General features: G+C 45.1%; 15 protein-coding genes and 3 rRNA genes. 12 read left to right on the top strand and 6 right to left on the bottom strand.

Features of this window, described 5'->3' with window-relative positions; translation table 11 throughout:
• Positions 1–306: 306 nt before the first annotated feature.
• From BMX69_RS21660 to nagA, 3 genes are all read left to right on the top strand, one after another.
• Positions 307–1,020, top strand: a complete 714-nt coding sequence (locus BMX69_RS21660) for a response regulator transcription factor (protein WP_025231087.1) — start codon at positions 307–309, stop codon at positions 1,018–1,020.
• Entirely contained in the window at positions 992–3,256 is a 2,265-nt protein-coding gene (locus tag BMX69_RS21665; RefSeq protein ID WP_100043495.1) for a sensor histidine kinase, read from the top strand. The genes BMX69_RS21660 and BMX69_RS21665 overlap by 29 nt, the downstream gene beginning before the upstream one ends.
• Positions 3,257–3,410: 154 nt before the next feature.
• Complete coding sequence (gene nagA, locus BMX69_RS21670) at positions 3,411–4,550, top strand: N-acetylglucosamine-6-phosphate deacetylase (RefSeq protein ID WP_100043496.1); 1,140 nt, start codon at positions 3,411–3,413, stop codon at positions 4,548–4,550.
• 193 nt (positions 4,551–4,743) lie between these two features.
• On the opposite strand, the gene phoU is transcribed toward nagA, so the two are convergent.
• The 5 genes from phoU to BMX69_RS21695 form a co-directional block, all read right to left on the bottom strand.
• The gene (phoU, locus tag BMX69_RS21675; protein ID WP_025231090.1) at positions 4,744–5,406 is read right to left on the bottom strand and encodes a phosphate signaling complex protein PhoU; all 663 of its coding nucleotides are present in this window, start codon (positions 5,404–5,406) and stop codon (positions 4,744–4,746) included.
• 35 nt (positions 5,407–5,441) lie between these two features.
• Complete coding sequence (gene pstB, locus BMX69_RS21680) at positions 5,442–6,206, bottom strand: phosphate ABC transporter ATP-binding protein PstB (RefSeq protein ID WP_054791660.1); 765 nt, start codon at positions 6,204–6,206, stop codon at positions 5,442–5,444.
• On the bottom strand, positions 6,203–7,111 hold the full coding sequence (gene pstA / locus BMX69_RS21685; protein WP_054791659.1) for a phosphate ABC transporter permease PstA: 909 nt from the start codon (positions 7,109–7,111) through the stop codon (positions 6,203–6,205). The genes pstB and pstA overlap by 4 nt, the downstream gene beginning before the upstream one ends.
• A complete protein-coding gene (pstC, locus tag BMX69_RS21690) occupies positions 7,101–8,039 on the bottom strand; it encodes a phosphate ABC transporter permease subunit PstC (protein ID WP_054791658.1) in 939 nt (312 codons plus the stop codon). The genes pstA and pstC overlap by 11 nt, the downstream gene beginning before the upstream one ends.
• A gap of 97 nt (positions 8,040–8,136) precedes the next feature.
• Positions 8,137–9,057 (bottom strand): phosphate ABC transporter substrate-binding protein, encoded by a 921-nt coding sequence (locus BMX69_RS21695; RefSeq protein ID WP_054791657.1) that lies wholly within the window; start codon positions 9,055–9,057, stop codon positions 8,137–8,139.
• Positions 9,058–9,443: 386 nt separating this feature from the next.
• Here BMX69_RS21695 and BMX69_RS21700 point away from each other — a divergent pair, with 386 nt between their 5' ends.
• The 6 genes from BMX69_RS21700 to BMX69_RS21725 all read left to right on the top strand — a co-directional run bounded on the left by BMX69_RS21700 (position 9,444) and on the right by BMX69_RS21725 (position 18,663).
• Positions 9,444–11,012, top strand: a complete 1,569-nt coding sequence (locus BMX69_RS21700) for a plasmid pRiA4b ORF-3 family protein (RefSeq protein ID WP_100043497.1) — start codon at positions 9,444–9,446, stop codon at positions 11,010–11,012.
• A gap of 483 nt (positions 11,013–11,495) precedes the next feature.
• Positions 11,496–13,027 (top strand): 16S ribosomal RNA (locus BMX69_RS21705).
• Positions 13,028–13,225: 198 nt separating this feature from the next.
• Positions 13,226–13,343 (top strand): 5S ribosomal RNA (gene rrf / locus BMX69_RS21710).
• A 467-nt stretch (positions 13,344–13,810) separates the two neighbouring features.
• Positions 13,811–16,702 (top strand): 23S ribosomal RNA (locus BMX69_RS21715).
• The 16S, 23S and 5S rRNA genes sit together here, the layout of an rRNA operon.
• A 376-nt stretch (positions 16,703–17,078) precedes the next feature.
• Positions 17,079–17,576 (top strand): low molecular weight protein-tyrosine-phosphatase, encoded by a 498-nt coding sequence (locus BMX69_RS21720; protein WP_054791875.1) that lies wholly within the window; start codon positions 17,079–17,081, stop codon positions 17,574–17,576.
• A 16-nt stretch (positions 17,577–17,592) separates the two neighbouring features.
• On the top strand, positions 17,593–18,663 hold the full coding sequence (locus BMX69_RS21725) for a Gfo/Idh/MocA family protein (protein ID WP_100043498.1): 1,071 nt from the start codon (positions 17,593–17,595) through the stop codon (positions 18,661–18,663).
• A 63-nt stretch (positions 18,664–18,726) separates the two neighbouring features.
• Here the strand turns inward: BMX69_RS21725 and BMX69_RS21730 are convergent, their stop codons facing one another.
• Positions 18,727–19,950, bottom strand: coding sequence for an HD-GYP domain-containing protein (locus BMX69_RS21730; RefSeq protein ID WP_147297042.1), 1,224 nt, complete (start codon positions 19,948–19,950; stop codon positions 18,727–18,729).
• A 109-nt stretch (positions 19,951–20,059) separates the two neighbouring features.
• Here BMX69_RS21730 and BMX69_RS21735 point away from each other — a divergent pair, with 109 nt between their 5' ends.
• The 3 genes from BMX69_RS21735 to spoIIID all read left to right on the top strand — a co-directional run bounded on the left by BMX69_RS21735 (position 20,060) and on the right by spoIIID (position 23,961).
• Positions 20,060–20,941, top strand: coding sequence for an AraC family transcriptional regulator (locus tag BMX69_RS21735; protein ID WP_100043500.1), 882 nt, complete (start codon positions 20,060–20,062; stop codon positions 20,939–20,941).
• Between the two features lie 212 nt (positions 20,942–21,153).
• Positions 21,154–23,313, top strand: coding sequence for a glycoside hydrolase family 3 C-terminal domain-containing protein (locus tag BMX69_RS21740; protein ID WP_054791907.1), 2,160 nt, complete (start codon positions 21,154–21,156; stop codon positions 23,311–23,313).
• Positions 23,314–23,688: 375 nt separating this feature from the next.
• Positions 23,689–23,961, top strand: a complete 273-nt coding sequence (spoIIID, locus tag BMX69_RS21745; protein WP_013271108.1) for a sporulation transcriptional regulator SpoIIID — start codon at positions 23,689–23,691, stop codon at positions 23,959–23,961.
• Positions 23,962–24,372: the final 411 nt, after the last annotated feature.

Consider the following 24,372-nt stretch of genomic DNA (forward strand, 5'->3'; position numbering starts at 1 on the left):
TCCTGATGGGCCTTTTTCTTTTTGCAAAAATGATTATGAAAGAAGTGGAAGGAAATTTTAGAATTTCTTTCGTTTTCTGTGCCCCTCCATTTAAGATTGCTTTCGTATCCTTTAATTAAAGTAAAAAGAGCGAAAATGTGGTATCATAAATGTGGATACTGCTGACAGCGGGTCCAAATCACATATCAGGCAGCACCCTATGGGGATACCTTTTTGCCAAATAAAACGGGCAGGAATGGGAAACGCCTCACAGGCATACCTCTATGTCCGGAAAGAATGGACAGAAAAGGGGAAAGGAGAGAGAACATGGAAGCAAACCACATCTTATTGGTAGAGGATGATAAAGAGATCAGAGAGGGAATTGAGATATATTTAAGGAGCCAGGGATACGAGGTGTTCCAGGCGGCAGACGGTGTGGAAGGTCTTAAGGTGTTGGAGCGGGAAGAGATTCATCTGGCGATTGTGGATGTGATGATGCCCAGAATGGATGGCATTACTATGACCGTGAAATTAAGAGAGACCCATGATTTCCCTGTGATCATCTTATCGGCAAAGTCTGAGGAAGTGGATAAAATCATGGGGCTTAATATCGGCGCTGATGATTATGTTTCTAAGCCGTTTACTCCCATGGAACTGTTAGCAAGGGTGAATTCCCAGCTCAGGCGTTATAAAAAATATATGGATATGCTGGAAGCAAAGGAGCAGAGGGAGAAAAGCAATGTTTATTCCATCGGTGGGCTGGAGCTTAATGAGGATACGGTGGAAGTGACCGTTGACGAAAAACCGGCGAAACTGACTCCCATTGAATTTAAGATACTGGCTCTTCTTATGAAAAATCCGGGAAGGGTATTCTCCGCAGAAGAGATTTATGAACGGGTCTGGAATGAACGGGCCATTAACACGGATACGATCATGGTTCATGTAAGGAAAATCCGGGAAAAGATCGAGATCAACCCGAAGGAGCCGAAATATTTAAAGGTGGTGTGGGGCGTTGGATATAAAATTGAAAAACAGGCATAGGATCAGCATAATTCTTGCGGTGATCGTAGTTTTATCGGCTGCATCTGTCATGGTGGGGCTTTATCCGTTTTTTAAAAATGAATCAGCCAGATATGAGGAGCCTGTTTATGAACAGGATACATTCCTTAACCATCTGGTTCTGGGCAATTATGTGCTTTATCTGGAGCAGGCCCAGTATGAACAGGGCAGTGTTATTTCTCCCTTTCAGTTTTATTTCCCTCTGGCAGAGGAAGAATTAAGGAACAGCATGAACAGTCAGGCGGCGGCTTCGGAAGGAGAAACGGAGATCATAACAGGAGAGGATACCATTACTGTTGCCGGAGAAGAATCCAATGAATCGCCTGCCCAGGAGGATCGCAATGAGTATTTAAAGGATCTTCGCCAAAGCTGTATCCAGGAATACGAATCCTGGAGCCGGAATTTTAACGGTATTAGAAATTACATGGACTATCAGATCCTTGATGCGAGCGGCAGCGTTTTGGCAGATCATGCGGGAGGCCGTTCCATTGGAGGAAGCGGTGAATATAAGTTCAAGGCTGTGCTTCGGTATGATGATCTTGGGCGGATGGAAACCGGGGCTGTAAGCGGAGATAATACGGTCAGGCTCTTAAATACCCTGGGAACCCTGGGGAATAAGGACCCCATGAGTGATCACTATTGGGACCAGTACCGATACGAGACGGATTTAAAGCTGAAAAACCCGAGAAATGTTACCTTTGCCTATGGGATGAGGGCCCAGCAGATTGCGGCATATGAAGAGGATAGAGAAACCGTCTGGAGCTCCTATAATTATTCGGGCAGCGTTTCCAGGATCTTTATGGGTCTGATCTGCGCCGTAGCGATTGCAGCCTTTTTCTTTTCCTGTTTTGACCCGGATTTTCCGGAGTACAGCAGGATTTTACGAACGCCTTTTGAGATCGTCGCAGGAGTCGGCTGCGCTGCCGTATTATTCGGAACAGGACTTACAAATCTTGTGGCAATAACGAACCGGGGAGATTTGTACGACGCACTTATGCGGGCCAATTTCCTGCCTCTGGTGGCGGGGATCATGATAAAGCTTTGGAATTTAATGTGGTGGTCCATCCCCTTTGCAATCGTTTACTGGGCGGTTTTATGTGTGCGTGACGTCATACACATCGGTCTGAAGCGTTACCTTTACGAACGGACCTTGTGCGGCTGGTTTTGGCAATGGATGAAAAATACTTGCCGTAGAATTTATTTGTTTGTAGGGAATATCAACCTGCAGGAACGTTCGGACCGGACTATTTTCCGGATTGTGGGAGTGAACTTTATTATTCTCTCTGTTCTTTGCAGCCTGTGGTTTTTTGGAATTGGCGCTTTGATCCTCTATTCGATTATTTTATTTATTGTGATGAGGAAATATTATAAGGATTTAAGTGACAAATATCAGATTCTTTTAAGGGCGACAAACCAGATTGCTGAAGGGAATTTAGAGGTTGCCATAGAAGAAGACTTAAGCGTATTTGAGCCTTTTAAGAAAGAGATACAGAAGATACAAAGCGGGTTTAAGGTTGCTGTGGGGGAAGAGGTGAAAAGCCAGAAGCTTAAGACAGATTTGATCAGCAATATGTCACATGATCTGAAAACGCCTTTGACGGCTATTATTACTTATGTAAACTTGCTGCGGGATGATCATGTGACGCCGGAGCAGAGGAAGGCTTATATTGACATACTGGAACAGAAGTCGATGCGTTTGAAAGCGCTTATTGAGGACTTGTTTGAAATCAGTAAGGCAAACAGTAATAATGTAACACTTAATTTAGAGGATGTAGATATTGTCAGCCTGTTAAAAGAGGTGAGTTTAGAGGTTAGTGATAAAATTGAGGAATCTACCATTGATTTCAGGTGGAACCTGCCGGATGAAAAGATTGTTTTGCCTTTGGATAGCCAGAAGACTTATCGGATATTTGATAATTTGTTAACGAATATTATAAAATATGCAATGCCTCATACCCGGGCTTATATTGATATGAAGAAGGAAGGGGGTTATGTGGTCACTACATTAAAGAATGTTTCGGCTGCAGAGCTTACTTTTAATCCGGATGAAATAACCGAACGGTTTGTCAGAGGAGACCAGGCACGGAATACGGAGGGCTCCGGCCTTGGAATGGCGATTGCGAAAAGCTTTGTGGAGCTGCAAAACGGCAGACTTCAAATTGAAGTGGAGGCAGATTTATTCCGGGTGATTATACGGTGGCCGATTTCTCAGGATTAGTTGATGCATGCAAAAGGAGGAAACTATTCCTAAACTTCTTGAAAACAGGGGAGGAACTGTTTATACTATAGATAAACGTACCAGTGTAACGGCGGGTGAGCTTATTAATACGTTCGTAAGCTGGGGAGAAAATTAGGAAAGAGAGGTTACGGTTATGATAATACAGAGCAGACGGGTCTGGATTGCTGGACAGTTCATCCCGGCACAGCTTCAGGTGGAAGATGAAAAGATTAAGGCAGTCCTTGATTATGGCGAGATGGCGGCAGATCAGGATTTCGGGGATGACAGGATTATTCCGGGATTTATTGATATTCATACCCATGGAGCTTATGGTTATGATACCAACGATGGAGAACCGGAAGGATTACGGGAATGGATGAGACGGATACCGGAGGAGGGAGTGACTTCTATCCTTCCGACTACTGTGACCCAGATGCCGGATGTGCTGACAAAGGCAGTTGAAAATGTGGCAGCTGTTGTGGAAGGCGGATATGAAGGGGCAGAGATTCTTGGAATTCATTTTGAAGGGCCTTATCTGGATATGAAGTATAAGGGAGCCCAGCCGCCGGAGGCAATCGCTACTGCTTCTGTTGAGCAGTTTAAAGAGTATCAGGAAGCGGCTAAGGGTTTGATTAAATATATTACGCTTGCACCGGAGCATGATGAGGGATTCGCCCTGACAAGGTATTGTAAGGATACCGGAGTGGTGGTCAGCATGGGACATTCGTCCGCTACCTATGAGCAGGCGCTTATGGGGATCGCAAATGGGGCGACTTCTATGACTCATGTGTATAATGGCATGACACCTTATCATCACAGGAATCCGGGGCTGGTAGGTGCTGCTTTCAGGGTGAGGGATATTTATGGCGAAATCATTTGTGATGGGTGCCATTCTCATTTGGCGGCGCTTAATAATTATTATGCGATAAAGGGAAGGGATCATGCGATTATGATTACGGATTCTCTTTGTCCAAAGCATTGCCCTGTTGGTATGGATTTTCAGCTGGGCGGTCATAGCATTGAGATTAGGGAGAATGGCCTTGCTTATTTGAAAGGGACGGATACGATCTCTGGCAGTACGCTTAAGGCGAATATAGGGTTAAAGATACTGGTGGAAGAGGCTATGGTTCCTTTTGATTCGGCACTGAATTCTTGTACGATTAATCCGGCTAAGTGTCTGGGAGTTGATGATAGGAAGGGTAGACTCGTTGCGGGTTATGATGCGGATTTTGTTGTTCTTCGGGATGACTATGATGTGGTTCAGACTTATTGCAGAGGGGGAGCGATGTTGTAGGATGAGGAGATGGGGGGAGTAAAAGATTGAGTTTGATTGTGTGGCCCGCTGGTCCGCAGTGCTCAAGCTCGAATCCGCTGCGCTCCTTCTCGCTTGACGGCTGTCGCCGTATGTCCTCAAAATCAAAAGAGCCCATAAGAATGCTTGCATTCTTATGGGCTCTTCCGCTTTTGAGGACGCACTGCTCGTAGCTTTACAATATCCGTACATTCTTCAGAGCTCCGGTTTTTGAAAACTCTGTCCATTCACAAACATTTACGGCATGATCCCCTATGCGCTCTAAATATTTTGCAACCATTAATAAATCAATGCACTGATCGATATGCTCGTTGGAATGCTTTAACAAATCAACTACATCATTCTTCACCTTATCGAATAATTCATCAACCACGTCATCCTGCTTTTCAATCTGCTTTGCAGTCTCCAAATCCTGGTTGATAAAGGCTTCGATGGAGCTGCGGACCATTTCGCGGGCGGCGGAGGCCATGGATGGGATGTGGCGGACTACATGGTAAACGTGTTCGCCTTTTATGCGTAGGATGAGTTCGGCGATGTCGGAAGCGTGATCGCCGATACGCTCTAAGTCCGTAACTACCTTTAGTGCGCTGGAAACTACTCTTAAGTCTCCGGCGACAGGCTGCTGGCGTAAGATGATGGAGAGGCAGCGGGCCTCGATGGAACGCTCTAGGTCGTTGATGGTGCGGTCTCCTTTTATGATATCCTCTGCTTTTTCAAAGTCCTGGTCTTCAAATGCCACAAAGCACTGTTCAATGGAGGTTTCAACCATTCGCCCCATTTCTTTTATGTCATGGTTTAAGAGGCTTAACTCATGCTCATAATTAACTCTCGTTGTCATTGTTTGTTCTCCTTTATTGTTCTATATAAAATGAATCAGCCGAAGCGTCCTGTGATATAGTCTTCGGTTCTTTTGTCCTTAGGGGCAGTGAACAGCTCGGTTGTGGGAGCGTATTCCACCACCTCTCCTACAAGGAAAAAGGCGGTATTATCTGCGATTCGGGTTGCCTGCTGCATGTTGTGGGTAACGATTGCAACTGTGTACTTTTCTTTCAGCTCATCCATCAGGTCTTCGATTTTCAGAGTTGAGATAGGGTCTAAGGCCGAGGTGGGCTCATCCATAAGCAGTACCTCCGGCTCTACTGCCAGGGCGCGGGCGATACAAAGGCGCTGCTGCTGGCCGCCGGATAGTCCTAGGGCTGATTTTTTTAAACGATCAGACACCTCATCCCAGAGAGCGGCCCCTTTTAAGCTTCTTTCCACTATATCGTCAAGTTCGGATTTATTCTTTATACCATGGATTCTTGGACCGTAGGCTACATTGTCATAGATACTCATTGGAAACGGGTTTGGCTGCTGAAATACCATGCCGATTTTTTTGCGTAAAAGAGTGGTGTCGACACGCGGATCATAGATGTTTTCATCATCTAAAAGAACCTCCCCTTCTATTTTTACGCTTGGAACCAGGTCATTCATTCGGTTTAATGTTTTTAAGTAGGTAGATTTTCCGCAGCCGGAAGGGCCGATAAAGGCCGTAATTTTATTTGTGAAGAGATTTAAGCTTACATCCTTTAGAGCGTGATTCGTTCCGTAATATAGATTTAAATGGTTGGTTGAAATTTTTACTGTATTGGTATTCACGATTCTTTGACCTCCGTATTGAATTTATGAGACAGATATTTTGCAAGTCCGTTTATTGCCAGTACGATAACCAGAAGGACAACGGCAATTCCGAAGGCCTGGCCGTATTTGGCCTTTTGCATGCATAAGTACAACTGAATCGTCAGGGTACCGCCTGATTCAAATATTTTCCCGAAGAAGTCCTTTGGAAGGAGGTAGCCGCTTCCTGCCGTAAAGAGAAGGGCAGCGGACTCTCCCACGATACGGCCGATGGCCAGGATGATTCCTGTCACAATGCCTGGCATGGCGCTGGGAAGCAGAATGGTCCGGATCATATACCATTTGGTTGCACCGATGCCCAGTGCACCAGAGCGGTAGCTTTCCGGAACGGTTTTTAAGGCTTCCTGAGTGGTTCTTGTAATAAGGGGAAGAACCATGATGGATAAGGTTAATGCACCGGTGAGGATGGAATAGCCAAGGCCCAGGGTGTTCCCAAAAAATACATAACCAAAGAGTCCGAAGATAATGGAGGGGATACCTGCCAGGGTCTCTGTGGTGAATTCGATGATTCGTACCGCCTTTCCCCCCTTTGCATATTCATTTAAGTAAATGGCTGCGCCAACGCCCAGGGGAGTGGCGATTAACAGGGTAATGACAACGACATATAAGGTGTTAACAATATTCCCGACGATACCAAAGGTTCCTTTAATGGTACTTGGTACAGTGGTCAGAAATTCCAGGCTGATTTCGGGAACACCGCGAACAAACACATAGCCCATGATTCCGATCAGGACCATAATGGAGATGGAAGCGCATAAGTAAATAAGAACCGTTAAGAAAGAATCGGAGATCCGGTTTTTCCGGTTATAAATGCTATGTGTTACTGCAGAATCTTTTTGAACAGGAATAACGATATCATTTGTCATGGCTTTCCTCTCCTTTCTTTAACAGGTTGTTAAGGCTAATGTTAATGAGCATGATAAAAGCAAACAGGACAAGACCTATGGTAAAAAGCACCTGTTTGTGGAGCCCGGCGGAATAAGACATCTCTGATACGATCGCAGTAGTAAGGAAACGGACTGAATGAAAGGGAAGAGGCATATTTACCGAACTTCCGGACACAAGGCTGATGGCCATTGCTTCACCGATGGCCCGGCCTGTTCCAAGGACTATTGCGGTAATGATACCGGACTTTGCTGCCGGAAGGACCGCGCTAAAAATCGTCTGGATCTTGGTAGCTCCAAGAGCCAGGGAGGCACTCCTAAGGTGCTGCGGAACAGCACGGAGCGCTGATTCGCTGATGTTGATAACCGTGGGAAGAATCATTAAGGCCAGCACTAAAACAGCGGAGATCAGATTCGCACCTCCGGTAAACTGGTGGGTGGTGGATCCTGCAAATATTTTTAACTCTATTTTATACATTAAAGGGTTTAAAATCAAGATACCAAGCAAACCATAAATAACAGAAGGAATACCGGCTAACAGCTCTACTGCCGGGCGCACGATATTGGTTAACCTTTCAGGGGCTACTTCAGCCAGGAAAACGGCAGTCATAACGCCAATGGGAACGCCGATCAGGATTGCCAGAGCAGTTCCTATGATAGAGGTCAGAATGACATAGAGGATACCAAAGCTTGGTGTAGCGGCTGCCGGCATCCAGATGGTTCCGAACAGAATATCCAGAATCCCCACCTTAAAAAGTGCCGGCGTACCGCTTATGATCATGTACAGAGTGATAGAGGCCACAGCTAAAACGGCAAAGAAGCCACAGACAGTAAAGATTACTTCTGCAGCATGCTCAACACCTGATTTACTTCCGTGGCCACCAAATATGGAATAAGACTTTGGTCGCATATAACAGCTCCTTTCAAAACGGGGACGTAGCATAATCATCCGGCTGCGCCCCCTGTAAATATTATCGTTATGCAGTATAAGAAGAAATTCTTTTCAATTAGTTTGCTGGGATTAAACCAACGGCTTTTACTAAATCTTTTCCTTCATCAGAATAGATATAGTCAAACAATGCCTTCACCAGATCGCTCTGCTCAGAGATCTCTCCTTTTGTAGCCATAACGAATGGACGGCTTAAGAAGTAGGAACCTGCCTTGATATTTTCTGGAGTTGGATCTATACTTTCCAGCTTCATGGTCTTAACGGAATCATCAAGAACGTCTAAGGAAACATAGCCAATGGAGCCTGGAGTGGAAGCGGCCTTTGCCATAACTGCACCGGTGCTGTCCAGCTCATTGCTGTATTTGCATGCATCTTCCAGCTTTAACAGTTCTTCAAAAGCAGTTCTTGTACCGGAACCTGCCTCACGTCCAATCACAACAATTGGCTGATCGGCTCCGCCTAATTCCTTCCAGTTGGTAGTTGTTCCGTTGTAAATATTGATCAGTTGGTCTTTTGTTAAATTGTCAACGGTATTGGCCGGATCAGAGACAACGGCAATACCATCGATTGCAACGATATTTTCAGCAACACCTTTTGCTTTTTCTTCATCCTTTAAATTACGGGAAGAGTTACCGATATCCGCAGAACCATTGGTAACTGCTTCGATTCCTGCGCCAGAACCTACAAATTCGGCCTGTACAGTAACGCTCGGATATTTTTCCATAAAAACTTCACTTAAAGCGGTTGCGAATTTCTCCATAGAGGTAGAACCAACCATGCTGATAGAACCCTTTAAATTAGAAGCTGTATCTTCTTTTGCGGTTGTCTCGTTAGCGGTTGTCCCACTTGTTGTGCCAGCCTCGGTTTTGGTATCAGGAGCCTGTGTCTCAGCATTATTGCTGCCGCAGCCAGCTAAAGTTCCCATTGTAAGAACTGCCATTCCAGCTAATGCAAGAGTCTTAATAATATTTTTTTTCATATTTACTTTCTCCTCTTTTCTCTTTAAAATTGCTTTCGCTTACATCATGGAGTATATCAGCCGTAAAACTTTTCTGATATCATATTTTAGTATAGAAAATGTAAATGTTGTGTAAAGCATTCCAGCGCTCTTTTTTCTTATTAATAGTATCTGCAGAATGAAAGAATGAAATTCCTTTATTATGGAAAAGAAGCAAAGACAGTATTGAAAAAGCTGTCATAATTACACAAAACAGCCTTTCGTTTGCAAAAATTAACGGGATGGACTGGACAGAGTGGGAGGAAATATGGTAAATTGGAACGTGCGCTTATTTTATAGTAGAAACATAAAAAATATTCCGTAATTTAAGAACGGATACAAAGGATACGAGACAGGAGGGCGTTTTCATGGGAGCATATCAACTGAAAGTCACGATCAAAGGCAGCAAGCCGCCGATTTGGAGAAGGGTTCTGGTACCACAAGGGATAACCTTTGGAAAGCTGCACCAGATGATTCAGACAGCATTCTGCTGGTCCGATGAGCACCTGTATGAATTTGAATTCCGTTCTGAAGGGGTTCGGGTAGTTCCAGGTAAAGAGAATTGGTCCCCCAAATTTCAATACCTTTTAAGTGATGAAACCATTGACAGCCTGGTGTCTGGTACCAGCAAATTTACATATACCTATGGCATCGACAAAAACTGGGAATTAAACATTCAGGTAGAAGATGCAGATTCTGATTATAAGGAAAGCTGGGGACAGGTTATAAAATTCAAAGGAGACTGCGTTCCGGAAAACTGCGGAGGCATCGCCGGGTATTATGAACTTCTGGAATCGGGTTCAAATGATCTGAAAGAATATGACATGTCTGCTGTCAATAAATGTCTGAACCAGGGTTCTGATGCTGCAACGGAGGAAGTTCATATAGCAGAAGTTTATGATTGTTATGATAAAGGCAGCATCCTTGAGATTGCAAAAAGACATGGTATGAACGGGCTTTCTAAATTAAAAAAGGAAGAACTTGTGGAACGTACGATCGCTCACATTCTGGATCCGAAGGTAATGAGCAGCTATTTTCTTTGCGCCCGCAATTCAGAAATTAATTTATTTGAACAGTTGTCATCAGATGATTTTCAGGTACCATCTTTTGAAATGGAAGAAATGGACTTTCTATATGCAGGAGGCTATGTAACTGCAGGACCTGACAATCGTTTTATGGTTGCAGAAGAGGTATTAAAAGCATATGAATCGGTAAATACACCAGAATTTAAGGAAGAGCGTGAGCGCCTCAGTAAAATCGGAGACTATCTCTGTGCGGCAAATTCCCTGTATGCAGTCACTCCGCCACAGGTTCTGTTGGAAACCTTTAATAAATATGAAGATAAGAAGCTTTCCTTGGAAGATCTGTTACATGCCTATGAACTTCTCCAATCATACCGTCCTTCGGTAAGATTCATTGACGGAAACTTTGTGGATGGGGCGCTGGCAGAGCAGAATGGCGTTGAAGAATTTAAGCAGATGCAAAAAAAAGTTCCTTATTATATCCCTACCCAGATGGAAATCCGTTTTATGGCGGATAATGAGGGCTTTTTAATGACTGGAGAATTAGGTCTGCTGAGCAAATTTTTAACTGATGAAATGAACGTTCCGGATGAAAGGATTCCATATTTACTGCGTCAGGTGCAGGCGGAGATCAGTATGGGCGGACAGCTTCAGGAGGTTGTAGATGGAATAGAGGCTACCGGGATCATTTTTGAATCGGAAGAGCACTTGGAAAGGTTCACAAGCATTATTACAGATGTATGGAACCATACCAGAATGGTGTTAAACAGAGGCCACAAGCCCTATGAAATGGTAATGAAGGGTCTGGAGACAGCATCTGCCCAGCGTAAAAACCCTCCAAAAATCTATCCAAACGATCCCTGTTCCTGCGGAAGCGGTAAAAAATATAAGAAATGCTGTGGCAAAAGAGGCTAGTAATCATAGCCAGGGGTTCAGACCTTTTCTGAGGGCCGGACCCCGTTTTAATTATATCAAATGTTATAAAAATCATGTTTTTCCAGAAAAACAAAATAATTAAAAATAATTGTTGACTTTTGTCAAATGCTTTGGTATGATATAACTCGCCGCTGAAAACGGCGGCAAATTTTCTACAAAACACATCGGTGAGCGATGAAAAAAGTTTTTAAGAAAATGAAAAAAATGGTTGACAAAAACAACCGAACATGATAAACTTTAAAAGTTGCTGCTGAGACAGCGGCACGAAATAAAGCACTTTGAAAACAGAAGATTGAACAGTATGTAAAACCCTGAAAATTCTAATAAAACAAGTCATGTTTGATGGCTTTGAATGAGAAAATTTCAGAACGAATACAAGCAATTGTATACGAACCAAACAACAAGTAAAACGGGAAATAAATTAGCTAGTTAGTTGATTTTGACCCCGGATTGAACACCATTTAATTTGAGAGTTCGATCCTGGCTCAGGATGAACGCTGGCGGCGTGCTTAACACATGCAAGTCGAGCGAAGCGATTTCATGGAAGTCTTCGGACGGAATTGAAATTGACTTAGCGGCGGACGGGTGAGTAACGCGTGGGTAACCTGCCTCATACAGGGGGATAACAGTCGGAAACGACTGCTAATACCGCATAAGCACACAGTGCCGCATGGTACGGTGTGAAAAACTCCGGTGGTATGAGATGGACCCGCGTCTGATTAGGTAGTTGGTGAGGTAACGGCCCACCAAGCCGACGATCAGTAGCCGACCTGAGAGGGTGACCGGCCACATTGGGACTGAGACACGGCCCAAACTCCTACGGGAGGCAGCAGTGGGGAATATTGGACAATGGGGGAAACCCTGATCCAGCGACGCCGCGTGAGTGAAGAAGTATTTCGGTATGTAAAGCTCTATCAGCAGGGAAGAAAATGACGGTACCTGACTAAGAAGCCCCGGCTAACTACGTGCCAGCAGCCGCGGTAATACGTAGGGGGCAAGCGTTATCCGGATTTACTGGGTGTAAAGGGAGCGTAGACGGCACTGCAAGTCTGGAGTGAAAGCCCGGGGCTCAACCCCGGGACTGCTTTGGAAACTGTGGTGCTGGAGTGCAGGAGAGGTAAGTGGAATTCCTAGTGTAGCGGTGAAATGCGTAGATATTAGGAGGAACACCAGTGGCGAAGGCGGCTTACTGGACTGTAACTGACGTTGAGGCTCGAAAGCGTGGGGAGCAAACAGGATTAGATACCCTGGTAGTCCACGCCGTAAACGATGAATACTAGGTGTTGGGGAGCAAAGCTCTTCGGTGCCGCCGCTAACGCAATAAGTATTCCACCTGGGGAGTACGTTCGCAAGAATGAAACTCAAAGGAATTGACGGGGACCCGCACAAGCGGTGGAGCATGTGGTTTAATTCGAAGCAACGCGAAGAACCTTACCAAGTCTTGACATCGGAATGACCGGGATGTAACGATCCCTTCCCTTCGGGGCATTCCAGACAGGTGGTGCATGGTTGTCGTCAGCTCGTGTCGTGAGATGTTGGGTTAAGTCCCGCAACGAGCGCAACCCTTATCCTTAGTAGCCAGCAGGTAGAGCTGGGCACTCTGGGGAGACTGCCAGGGATAACCTGGAGGAAGGTGGGGATGACGTCAAATCATCATGCCCCTTATGATTTGGGCTACACACGTGCTACAATGGCGTAAACAAAGGGAAGCAAAGGAGCGATCTGGAGCAAACCCCAAAAATAACGTCTCAGTTCGGATTGTAGTCTGCAACTCGACTACATGAAGCTGGAATCGCTAGTAATCGCGGATCAGAATGCCGCGGTGAATACGTTCCCGGGTCTTGTACACACCGCCCGTCACACCATGGGAGTTGGTAACGCCCGAAGTCAGTGACCCAACCGTAAGGAGGGAGCTGCCGAAGGCGGGACTGATAACTGGGGTGAAGTCGTAACAAGGTAGCCGTATCGGAAGGTGCGGCTGGATCACCTCCTTTCTAAGGAAGAAGAAGTAAGGGTTTTATATACTGTTGAGTCTTATGTTTCAAAGTTTCGTAATGTGTAACCTTGCGAACAAGTTCGCTCGGTCGCGGCTGTGCCGCTTATACAACAGAATACAAATGTGCTTATGAAAGCAAGCTTTCAACACACATTTCCATTCCGTTGTGCACGTATTACTAGTAAGACACGAAATTTCTGGTGCCGATGCGCTTAGGGGAGACACCCGTTCCCATCCCGAACACGATGGTTAAGACTTAAGCGGCCGATGGTACTATGCTGGAAACGGCATGGGAGAGCAGGTGGGTGCCAGATTACTTTAAAAAAATTCACTCTAGCGAGTGTTTTATATAGAACGGACATGTTCCAATGGGCGGAGGGAAAAGCGAAGCCTGTGTTAAAGAATGTGTTAACCTGATTCAGCAGGGCAGTGCTGTTTTATATAGCTGGTTTTTACCAGTGATTCGTGGGTTCGAGTCCATCGAGCAAGCGAATGACTGATAAACTTCAGTCAGGTGATGCCAAAAGAAAGTATTTATTGCTTTTGATGACATCGTGTATGTACCTTGAAAACCACATATTGAAATATATCTAGATAGAGTTTTTATATGTTAAAGTATAAAGACGACATCAAGACATCCGAGGTGTTACATCGAACGATGTAACCAAACAAAACTCGTTAAAGTAACCGTAACGTACGGTGAAATAACAAACCTAAGACCAGAGATACAACGCTATGTATCTTAGATTAGTAACCCGCACCCGCAGGTGAACATCGAATTGGTTAAGCTAATAAGAGCGCAGGGTGGATGCCTTGGCACTAAGAGCCGATGAAAGACGTGATAAGCTGCGAAAAGCTTCGGGGAGGAGCAAATATCCTTTGATCCGGAGATATCTGAATGGGGAAACCCAACTGAGCAAACCTCAGTTGTCGTATGGTGAATACATAGCCATACGTCGGGAACCCGGGGAACTGAAACATCTAAGTACCCGGAGGAAAAGAAAGAAAACTCGATTTCCAAAGTAGCGGCGAGCGAAATGGAAGGAGCCTAAACCAGTATGCGTGCATACTGGGGTTATGGACTGCAATAAGTGAGACGATTTGTTACCAGAACGGTCCTGGAAAGACCGGCCATAGAAAGTGAAAGCCTTGTATGGGAAAACAATAGTCAGCGAGCAGGATCCAAAGTACCACGAGACACGAGAAACCTTGTGGGAATTCGGGGGGACCACCCCCCAAGGCTAAATACTACTTAGTGACCGATAGCGCATAGTACTGTGAAGGAAAGGTGAAAAGGACCCCGGGAGGGGAGTGAAAGAGAACCTGAAACCCTGTGTTTACAAGCTGTGGAACCACGTTTAAGGTGGAACCGCGTACTTTTTGTAGAACGGTCCGGCGAGTTACCGTTACTGGCAAGGTTAAGCACTTAAGGTGTGGAGCCGAAGGGAAACCAAGTCTTAATAGGGCGTAGAGTCAGTAAAGGTAGACCCGAAACCGGGTGATCTACCCATGTCCAGGTTGAAGTTTCCGTAAAAGGAAATGGAGGACCGAACGCACATCCGTTGAAAAGGGTGGCGATGAGGTGTGGGTAGGGGAGAAATTCCAATCGAACCCGGAGATAGCTGGTTCTCCTCGAAATAGCTTTAGGGCTAGCCTCGTATTAGTCTGCCGGAGGTAGAGCACTGAATTTCCTAGGGGGCGTCAAAGCTTACCAAAGAATATCAAACTCCGAATGCCGGCCAGATGATGTACGGGAGTCAGACTGCACGAGATAAGTTGGGTAGTCAAAAGGGAAAGAGCCCAGACCACCAGCTAAGGTCCCAAAGTGCGTGTTAAGTGGAAAAGGATGTGGGATTTCACAGACAACTAGGATGTTGGCTTAGAAGCAGCCACACATTCAAAGAGTGCGTAATAGCTCACTAGTCGAGAGGTCCTGCGCCGAAAATGTCCGGGGCTAAAACACGACACCGAAGCTGTGGAATGTATATTTATATACATTGGTAGAGGAGCATTCTTAACGCACAGAAGCATTACCGTAAGGAGATGTGGAGTGTTAAGAAGAGAGAATGCCGGAATGAGTAGCGAGATGGAGGTGAGAATCCTCCAGGCCGAATATCTAAGGTTTCCAGAGTAAAGCTGATCTGCTCTGGGTAAGTCGGGGCCTAAGGCGAGGTCGAAAGACGTAGTCGATGGACAACAGGTTGAAATTCCTGTACCGCATATTATCAGAACTGTGGGGACACAGAACCGAAGAAGAACCCGGGAATGAAAAGACCGGGGCAAGCACTGGACTGGCTGGAATGGCAAATCCACCCAGCAACAGGAAGGTGTGACGCGTACCGAACATAAGTAGGGAAGTCTTCGTAGGGGCTGTCAAGAAAAGCCGCTATTGTGTAATATGTGCCCGTACCGTAAACCGACACAGGTGGATGAGGAGAGAATCCTAAGGCCGGCGGGAGAAGCATTGTTAAGGAACTCGGCAAAATGACCCCGTAACTTCGGGATAAGGGGTGCCTGGGAAACCAGGCCGCAGAGAATAGGCTCAAGCAACTGTTTAGCAAAAACACAGGTCTATGCAAAACCGAAAGGTGAGGTATATGGGCTGACGCCTGCCCGGTGCTGGAAGGTTACGAGGAGGGGTTAGCGGCAACGCGAAGCTCTGAATTTAAGCCCCAGTAAACGGCGGCCGTAACTATAACGGTCCTAAGGTAGCGAAATTCCTTGTCGGGTAAGTTCCGACCCGCACGAAAGGCGTAATGATTTGAGCGCTGTCTCAACAATGCACCCGGTGAAATTGAAGTACCAGTGAAGATGCTGGTTACCTGCGCCAGGACGGAAAGACCCCATGGAGCTTTACTCCAGCTTGATACTGGGATTCGGTACTGCATGTACAGGATAGGTGGGAGGCTAAGAAGATAGGACGCCAGTCTTATCAGAGCCGATGTTGGGATACCACCCTTGCGGTATTGGATTTCTAACCTGCAGCCATGACCTGGCTGGGGGACAATGTCAGGCGGGGAGTTTGACTGGGGCGGTCGCCTCCGAAAGGGTATCGGAGGCGCTCAAAGGTTCCCTCAGAATGGACGGAAACCATTCGAAGAGTGCAAAGGCATAAGGGAGCTTGACTGCGACACCGACGGGTGGAGCAGGTAGGAAACTAGGACTTAGTGATCCGGTGGTATAAAGTGGGATTGCCATCGCTCAACGGATAAAAGCTACCCTGGGGATAACAGGCTTATCACTCCCAAGAGTTCACATCGACGGAGTGGTTTGGCACCTCGATGTCGGCTCATCGCATCCTGGGGCTGTAGTAGGTCCCAAGGGTTGGGCTGTTCGCCCATTAAAGCGGTACGCGAGCTGGGTTCAGAACGTCGTGAGACAGTTCGGTCCCTATCCGGCGTGGGCGTAGGATATTTGAGAGGAGCTGTCCTTAGTACGAGAGGACCGGGATGGACTGACCTCTGGTGTATCTGTTGGCTATCAAAGCCATGGCAGAGTAGCCAAGTCGGGAAGGGATAAACGCTGAAGGCATCTAAGCGTGAAGCCCCCCTCAAGATGAGATATCCCATCGCAAGAGTAAGACCCCTTGAAGACGACGAGGTAGATAGGGCAGAGGTGGAAGCATGGCAACATGTGCAGCTGACTGTCACTAATAGGTCGAGGGCTTAACCAGGTTGGTTTAGGTAAGAGGAAAGAACGGATGAAAATAGATATGTAGCAATGTGTGGTTTTGAGGGTATATGCAACAGGTTATAGTGCATAGAACAGAATTAATGCGTAAATCCAGGTATGGGTTTGCGCTTTTTTTGTTTTATAAATTTTTAAAGAATTAAGGAGTTGTATGAGATGAAGAGATCATGTTATATACCTCCCTTTCGGAGATGGACCACCCAGAAGTAGGAACTGCCTGTATTAATTATACAAAATGGCAGACGGTTATAGAGCTGTATTAAAAAGCAGGATTAAAAAGCAGGATTAAAAGCAATACTTGTTCAAAGTAAAAATTTATAGTAAACTTTAACTATTAAAATAAAACGGAGATACGACGTATGACTAACCAATACCAGAATACCATCAACCTCTTATTTGTGTGTCATGGGAATATATGCAGATCTCCCATGGCGGAGTTTGTTATGAAGGATATGATAGAAAAGGAGCACTTAGGCAATCGCTTCTATGTAGCATCAGCAGCCACAAGTACGGAAGAAATCGGGAATCCGGTACACCGTGGGACAAGAGAAAAGCTTAGGAAATATGGAATATCCACAGATGGAAAATATGCGGTGCAGTTATCCAGGAAGGATTATGACAAATACGATTACCTCATTGGAATGGAACAGCGGAATGTGACAAATATGCTTAGAATCCTGGGCGGGGACCCGGAAGGAAAGGTAAAGCGCCTTTTGGACTATTCCTCTGATCCAAGGGATATTGCAGACCCGTGGTATACCGGGGATTTTGACCGTACCTTTGATGATGTGAATGAAGGATGTAAAGCACTTCTGACCTTCATTTTGGAGCAGGAAACGGAAGGGAAATACAGATAACAAGGGGGAATTATTTATGAAACCACTTAGATTTGTCGTCATAGGCTCCGGCTGGAGGTCCCTGTTCTATGCCAGGATAGCCAAAGCTTATCCGGATTGCTTTCATCTGGCAGCATTCCTTTGCCGGTCAAAAGAAAAGGCGCAGTGGCTGCTGGAAGAAACCGGAATAAAGGCTGTGACAAGCCCAGAGGAATGCCGGTCAGAAAACCCGGATTTTGTAGTGGTTGCTGTAAACAAGGATGCTATATTTCAGGTGACAAGGGAATGGGCGCTGAAAGGATATCCGGTGCTTAGTGAGACACCGGCTGCCATGGAATTAGAAGATTTACAGGAGCTTTGGCGTCTTCATACCCAGGAAGGCGCCAGGATACAGGTGGCAGAGCAGTATTTTGAATATCCGGTCTTTCATGCGGCTATTGAGATCGCAAAACGGGGATATCTTGGTGATCCGTATATGGTTAATATCTCCGCAGTTCATGACTACCATGGAGCCAGCTTAATCCGGCGGTTATTAGGAACCGGTTTGGAGAACATGAAAGTGTATGGAAAGAAATATGTGTATCCGGTAGTGGAAACGGATTCCAGGCAAGGATTTATTGAAGACGGCAGGATGAGTGATAGAGAACGGGTCAGGCTGACCTTTGAATTTGAAGGGGGAAAAACAGCTTTTTATGATTTTAATGGCATACAGTATCATTCCAGAATCAGGAGCCGCCATTTAAATGTTCAGGGAGCGAGAGGGGAACTGGATGACTGGACGCTTCGCTGTGTAGGAGAAGACAGCCGGTCCAGGGAATATCAGATTATAAAAGAACCTTTTGAAACAGGAAATGGAATCAAAGAAATTTACATGGGACAGGAATTGCTTTACAGGAATCCGTTTTATGAGTTAGGTAAAGCAAATGGACTTCCACAGGATGAAACGGCCATAGGAACCCTTATGCTTGGAATGAGGCGGTTTATTGAGGAAGGCTTTGAGGTTTATCCTCTTTCAGAGGGGCTTCAGGATGCCTATGTAAGAATACTTATGGAGCAGGCTCTTAAAAGCGGTCAGATGGTGGAATCTAAAACCCAGGTTTGGAGCTGATGATAAGGGGCGGGTTTTTCTATAGATTAAAAAGCCCGTCCCAAGTTGATGGGCGATAAGGATTCAACATTCATCATCATCAATGATAGTGAGATTAAATAATTCGCAGGATAAGTCCACATCTATGCCTGCCTTTTGAGGAGGACTGATGAAGCGGATAATGGGGCGCAGAGAAAATCCCGGCGTGTTATCCTTTACAACTGCTGAACTTCCGTCACTAAGGTGGACAATGGTACCGATGGGGTATGCGGAAACACAATGAAGGAAAGCTGTCAGCAGTTCCGGATCAAAATGAGTGTTGGAACAGCTGGTTAAATAGTCAAAAATCCGTCTGGGAGACCAGGCTTTCCGGTATGGCCTGGTGGAATTAAGAGCGTCATACACATCAGCAATAGCCAGGATCCGGGCATAAAGGGGGATATCCTTGCCTGAAAGGCCAAAAGGATATCCGGTTCCGTCAAATTTTTCGTGATGGGTCTGAACCCCCTGCAATACTGCTTGGGAGATCACGATGTGGTCGCCCAGCTTTTTATAGGAAAGGCTGGGATGCTGCTTCATGATTTCAAATTCTTCGCTGGTTAAGGGACCAGGTTTGTTGGTAATATCAATTGGAATATCTGTTTTCCCGATGTCATGAAGAAGTCCGCAAAGTGCCAGGTCATTTAAATTGGAAATGGAAAGTCCGATGTACTTTCCCAATAAAACGCTTAAAATACCTACATAAAGGCTATGGGAATAGGTATACCCATCATAATCCCTGATATCTATCATCTGAAAGAGATACTTGTCCTTGTTTAAAACATTCATAACAACGGACTCGGCCACTTTAGCAATCTCCTCGTAAACCTGTCTGCTGGATTGAAAGGTAAATTTTTTTAAACTCTGGTCAAAGACATCGCGGATGCTTGTCAGCATTTTGGTCTTTAACTCCGGTTCCACAAAATCCTCGGGTTCAATGCCTTGCGTAATCGCTGTGCAGATATAAGCCCCTTGTACTCCGATGGTTTTCATGCGGCCAATCATACGTTCACTCAACTTGCAGCCGGTTACCGCAAAAGGAAGCATTGGGTTTATTCCCGGGATGTTTCGGGCTAATTCCATACCTTCAGTCAATTTCTCTATAGGAAGATAAATCAATTCTTTCACCTCAACAGACCAAAACGCAGTCTCTTCTTTCTGTTCCTTAAAATACCTTTTTATGTTAAAGTTGGAAATATATGCACAATGACACATTAAATTATAGTGTGAATTAACCAATGCGTCAATGGAAATTTTAATTTTAAACACTAGTATGGCAGAGAAAAATCAGGCAATATTTTATGCAAATATTCTTTAATCTTTACAAATCAAGAAAATTCGGATTGGTTCAGGAATTGACATAGAGAAGGGGTATTTTATGATAGAAATTTTAAATGGAATTCATGAGACCATTCATTATGAATGCTCACTGGGACTTCGGCTTTATCATAATAAAAATTTTGAAGATTATCCGGAGCATTGGCATGGAGGAATTGAAATGATCATGCCGACAAAGGGGGGATACGAGGTGATCGTAGGGGAGGAACATTTTTCCCTTGAAACAGAAGATATCATTCTGATCCACTCCGGCGTGATTCATTCATTAAGGGCACCCTCTCTGGGAGAACGCTATATATTGCAGTTTGATGCTGCCCTTCTTTACCATTTAAAGGAGATGGAAACCCTGCTGCACATAATTCCCCCGGTCATATACTTAAAAAAGAAGGACAGAGATTCCCTTCATGGGTCTATTAAAAAGAAGCTTGATAAGATCATTGAGGAATATCAGGGAAACAGCGGATTCCGGGAAGCCTCCATTTATGCGGCCCTTATTGAGATCTATGTGGAATTAGGGCGAAATAAGGTATGCCTTAATGGAGCCGGCAGGCAGATCCATACTATGAGGCAGCAGGAATATTTTGAAGCTGTTATGAATGCCAGTACCTATATCAACCAGCACTTCATGGAAAATCTGACATTGGGGGAAGTGGCCAGGATCAGCGGATTTTCCAAATATCACTTTACCCGGATCTTTAAACAGTATATGAATATGACTTTTTATGAATATTTAAACTCCAAACGGGTGAAAAAAGCGGAGGAGCTTTTGTATAATACCAGGGAAATGAGCATTACGGATGTTGCTATGGGTTCCGGCTTTTCATCCATGAGCGCTTTTAACCGCACTTTTAAAATGATAAAGCGCTGTTCACCAAGCGATTACAGGAAGATCAGACAGCAGATGTATGAATCAGAAGAATAAAAACAAAGGGAAGTTTACAGTTCCTCTTATGGGAATACCGGGTTTATGGGTATTTCTGTGAGAGGATTTTTTATCGAAAAAGCAATATATGCGCCATTAGAAGCAAGAAGTGGGATGCCTGATCTGCTTTGAAATGCTATGATGGAATCATGGAAAAAAAGTCAAGGAAATGTCAGGATATAAGATGAAAAAGAAAGGATAAGGTGAATTCCATGAATGAGGATAAGCGTAAGGAATACCGAAAAAAAGCAAAAGAATTAGTTTCAAAAATGACTCTGGAGGAGAAGGTTTCACAGACCGTACACAGTGCGGCGGCGATTCCAAGACTGGGAATAAAGGGTTATAACTGGTGGAATGAGGGACTTCATGGTGTGGCCAGGGCCGGTGTTGCTACGGTGTTTCCCCAGGCCATCGGACTGGCTGCAAGCTTTGATGAGGAGCTGCTTTATGAAGTGGCTGATACAGTTTCCACAGAGGCAAGGGCAAAGTTTCATATGCAGCAGAAATACGGAGATACGGATATTTATAAAGGACTTACGTTCTGGGCTCCTAATGTCAATATTTTTAGAGATCCCCGCTGGGGAAGAGGACATGAGACATACGGAGAGGATCCATATTTGACTTCACGTATGGGGGTTCGTTTTATTGAGGGGCTGCAGGGAGATGACGAAGATTATTTAAAGACCGCAGCCTGCGCCAAACACTTTGCAGTCCACTCAGGTCCGGAGGATGAGCGACATTCCTTTAATGCTGTAGTGACAAAGCAAGATATGTTTGAAACCTATTTGCCGGCGTTTGAGGCCTGTGTAAAGGAAGGAAAGGTAGAGGCAGTTATGGGAGCCTATAACCGGACCAATGGGGAACCCTGCTGCGGAAGCAAGACCCTGCTTAAGGATATTTTGAGGACGAACTGGGGATTTGAAGGGCATGTAACCTCAGATTGCTGGGCAGTAAAAGATTTTCATGAACATCACGGAGTTACAGGTTCCGCTCTGGAATCTGTTGCTATGGCAATGGAAAACGGGTGTGATCTAAATTGCGGAAGCCTGTTTTTATATCTTACGGAGGCAGTGAACCGGGGGTTAGTGTCTGAAGAACGGTTAAATGAAGCAGTTGAGAATCTGATGATGACCAGACTGAAGCTTGGACTGTTTGAAGAGCCGGAAGCTGTGGAATACAATAAAATTACTTATGAGGACAATGATACCAGAGAGCATAAGGAGCTGAATTTTAAAGCTTCCAGAAAAACCTTTGTTTTACTTAAAAATGAGGGGAATATACTCCCTCTTAATAAGAGCAGCTTGAAAACCATTGGAATCATCGGACCCAACAGCGATAACCGAAAGGCACTGATAGGAAATTATGAGGGTACCGCTTCCAGGTATTATACGATTTCCGAAGGAATCCAGGATTACGTTGGAGAAGACGTCCGTGTTATGGTCTCAGAAGGATGCCATTTATGTAAACCGAGGGTAAGCGGCCTGGGTCAGGAGAACGACCGGTCATCAGAGGTTCGTGGAGTGTGTGAAGCCAGTGATGTGATCATTGCCTGCATGGGTCTTGATTCCAGTCTGGAAGGAGAAGAGGGTGACGAAGGGAATGAATATGCCAGCGGGGATAAGCCCAATTTGTCCCTTCCAGGATTACAGAAACAAGTGCTTGAGGAGATTTATAAGAGCGGGAAGCCTGTGGTTTTAGTACTTTTATCAGGAAGCGCCCTTGATGTGTCCTGGGCAGATGCCCATATTCCTGCCATCCTGGAAGGATGGTACCCGGGAGCTGAAGGAGGCCGTGCTCTGGCTGCCGTGCTGTTCGGTGATTATGCACCGGAAGGAAAGCTTCCCGTTACCTTTTACAGGAGTACAGAGGAGCTTCCGGCCTTTACGGATTATTCCATGAAGGGCAGGACCTACCGATATATGGAGCAGGAAGCTCTCTATCCCTTTGGCTATGGACTTTCCTACACGGATTTTTCCGTAAGGGATGTGTCCTTAAGCCATGACCGGATAGGGGCAGGAGATACCTTAACCATAAAAGCAGTGTTAAAGAATGAGGGGCATAAGAAGGGGGCAGAAACCCTGCAGGTATATGTGAAATCCTGTGCGCCTCAGACACCCAATGCTCAGCTTAAGGCACTTTTAAAGGCAGAGCTGGAGCCAGGGGAGGAAAGAGAATTGCAGGTGATGCTTTCCGACAAAGCCTTTGCCTTAAGAGATGAACAAGGAGATCTGGTAATGGAAGCAGGAACGTACAACGTGTATGTGGGAACCCAGCAGCCTGATAAACGAAGCCGGGAGCTTACAGGGAAAGTACCGGAATGCATGACCGTATCCATAGATCAGCGTACCGTCCTGGAAAAATGCTGCATATAAAAAGCGGCAGAAGACCCAAATCTGAGGTACATATGGCTGTTACAAAATGAAGGAATATGGAAGTTTTTTATGAAAAGTTGTATAGCGCTGTCTGCAGGCTTAAAAAGTCTGAGACAGCGCTTTTTGGTTGCAAACAACAGAAATAATATAAAAAAATGAACGGAGTATTTCCGCTGCAAAGGGAAAACCGTGGCAAAATTACTTAAAAAAATTATTTGGTGCTAGAAGAATTTTATGAAATTCTGCAAAGCGGCACGACTGAAAAAACGGATTAAAGGTCTTTAAAAATTTCATCTGTAATCAGAGGGGATAACCATTCATACTTGCTACTCCTCCTGCATAAGTATGTAAAAACGTCCTAGCAGGGGGATTTTCTTGAAGGAATATATTGAAGAACGCGCGGTTGCGATCGCCAACTACATCATAGACTATCATGCGACCGTGAGGCAGACAGCGAAGAAATTTGGGATTTCCAAATCTACGGTACATAAAGATGTTACGGACCGTTTGGAACACATTAATCCGTCCCTGGCAGCCCGGGCCAGGGTAATCCTTGATATTAACAAATCCGAGCGTCATATAAGAGGCGGCCTAGCCACCAAAGAGAAATACCAGCATCGCCTTCAGATGTGCAGCAAAAAGAATTGATAAGACAAAAAAGTGAAGAACAGCCGCTGATGGGAATAATAAAGATTCCCATCAGCGGCTGTTTTCAAAAAATGTTAAATTTTTTATTGACATGAAGCTGTAAAATATGTTATTCTTTACCCCGATATGAAGAGACATTATCGTTTTCATACAAATATTGACCACTTCGTAAGAAGTTAAGCCCAGACGGACAGGCGGGTCAGCTGCCGAGCGTGGGAAACCACATTATTGATTGAGTTAAAAGCTCAAATTTTATAAGTTGATTACTTTATAATCCGTGCGAATGCACATCACTTGTGAAACGATCAATAATAGCAGGGACAACATATTTGCTATGTAGACTCGAAAACGATAATTGTCATGAATAAAAGACGGGCAAAATGCCCCTACTTGAACTATCATTCATGAAAT

The sequence above is a fragment of the Lacrimispora sphenoides JCM 1415 genome (assembly GCF_900105615.1).
GTDB classification, from domain to species: domain Bacteria; phylum Bacillota; class Clostridia; order Lachnospirales; family Lachnospiraceae; genus Lacrimispora; species Lacrimispora sphenoides.

Bases quoted from the DNA above. Each gene is read 5' to 3' on its own strand.
- BMX69_RS21660 (WP_025231087.1), top strand. From the start codon at position 307: ATGGAAGCAAACCACATCTTATTGGTAGAGGATGATAAAGAGATCAGA.
- nagA (WP_100043496.1), top strand. From the start codon at position 3,411: ATGATAATACAGAGCAGACGGGTCTGGATTGCTGGACAGTTCATCCCG.
- phoU (WP_025231090.1), bottom strand. From the start codon at position 5,406: ATGACAACGAGAGTTAATTATGAGCATGAGTTAAGCCTCTTAAACCAT.
- pstA (WP_054791659.1), bottom strand. From the start codon at position 7,111: ATGACAAATGATATCGTTATTCCTGTTCAAAAAGATTCTGCAGTAACA.
- pstC (WP_054791658.1), bottom strand. From the start codon at position 8,039: ATGCGACCAAAGTCTTATTCCATATTTGGTGGCCACGGAAGTAAATCA.
- BMX69_RS21695 (WP_054791657.1), bottom strand. From the start codon at position 9,057: ATGAAAAAAAATATTATTAAGACTCTTGCATTAGCTGGAATGGCAGTT.
- BMX69_RS21700 (WP_100043497.1), top strand. From the start codon at position 9,444: ATGGGAGCATATCAACTGAAAGTCACGATCAAAGGCAGCAAGCCGCCG.
- BMX69_RS21720 (WP_054791875.1), top strand. From the start codon at position 17,079: ATGACTAACCAATACCAGAATACCATCAACCTCTTATTTGTGTGTCAT.
- BMX69_RS21725 (WP_100043498.1), top strand. From the start codon at position 17,593: ATGAAACCACTTAGATTTGTCGTCATAGGCTCCGGCTGGAGGTCCCTG.
- BMX69_RS21735 (WP_100043500.1), top strand. From the start codon at position 20,060: ATGATAGAAATTTTAAATGGAATTCATGAGACCATTCATTATGAATGC.
- BMX69_RS21740 (WP_054791907.1), top strand. From the start codon at position 21,154: ATGAATGAGGATAAGCGTAAGGAATACCGAAAAAAAGCAAAAGAATTA.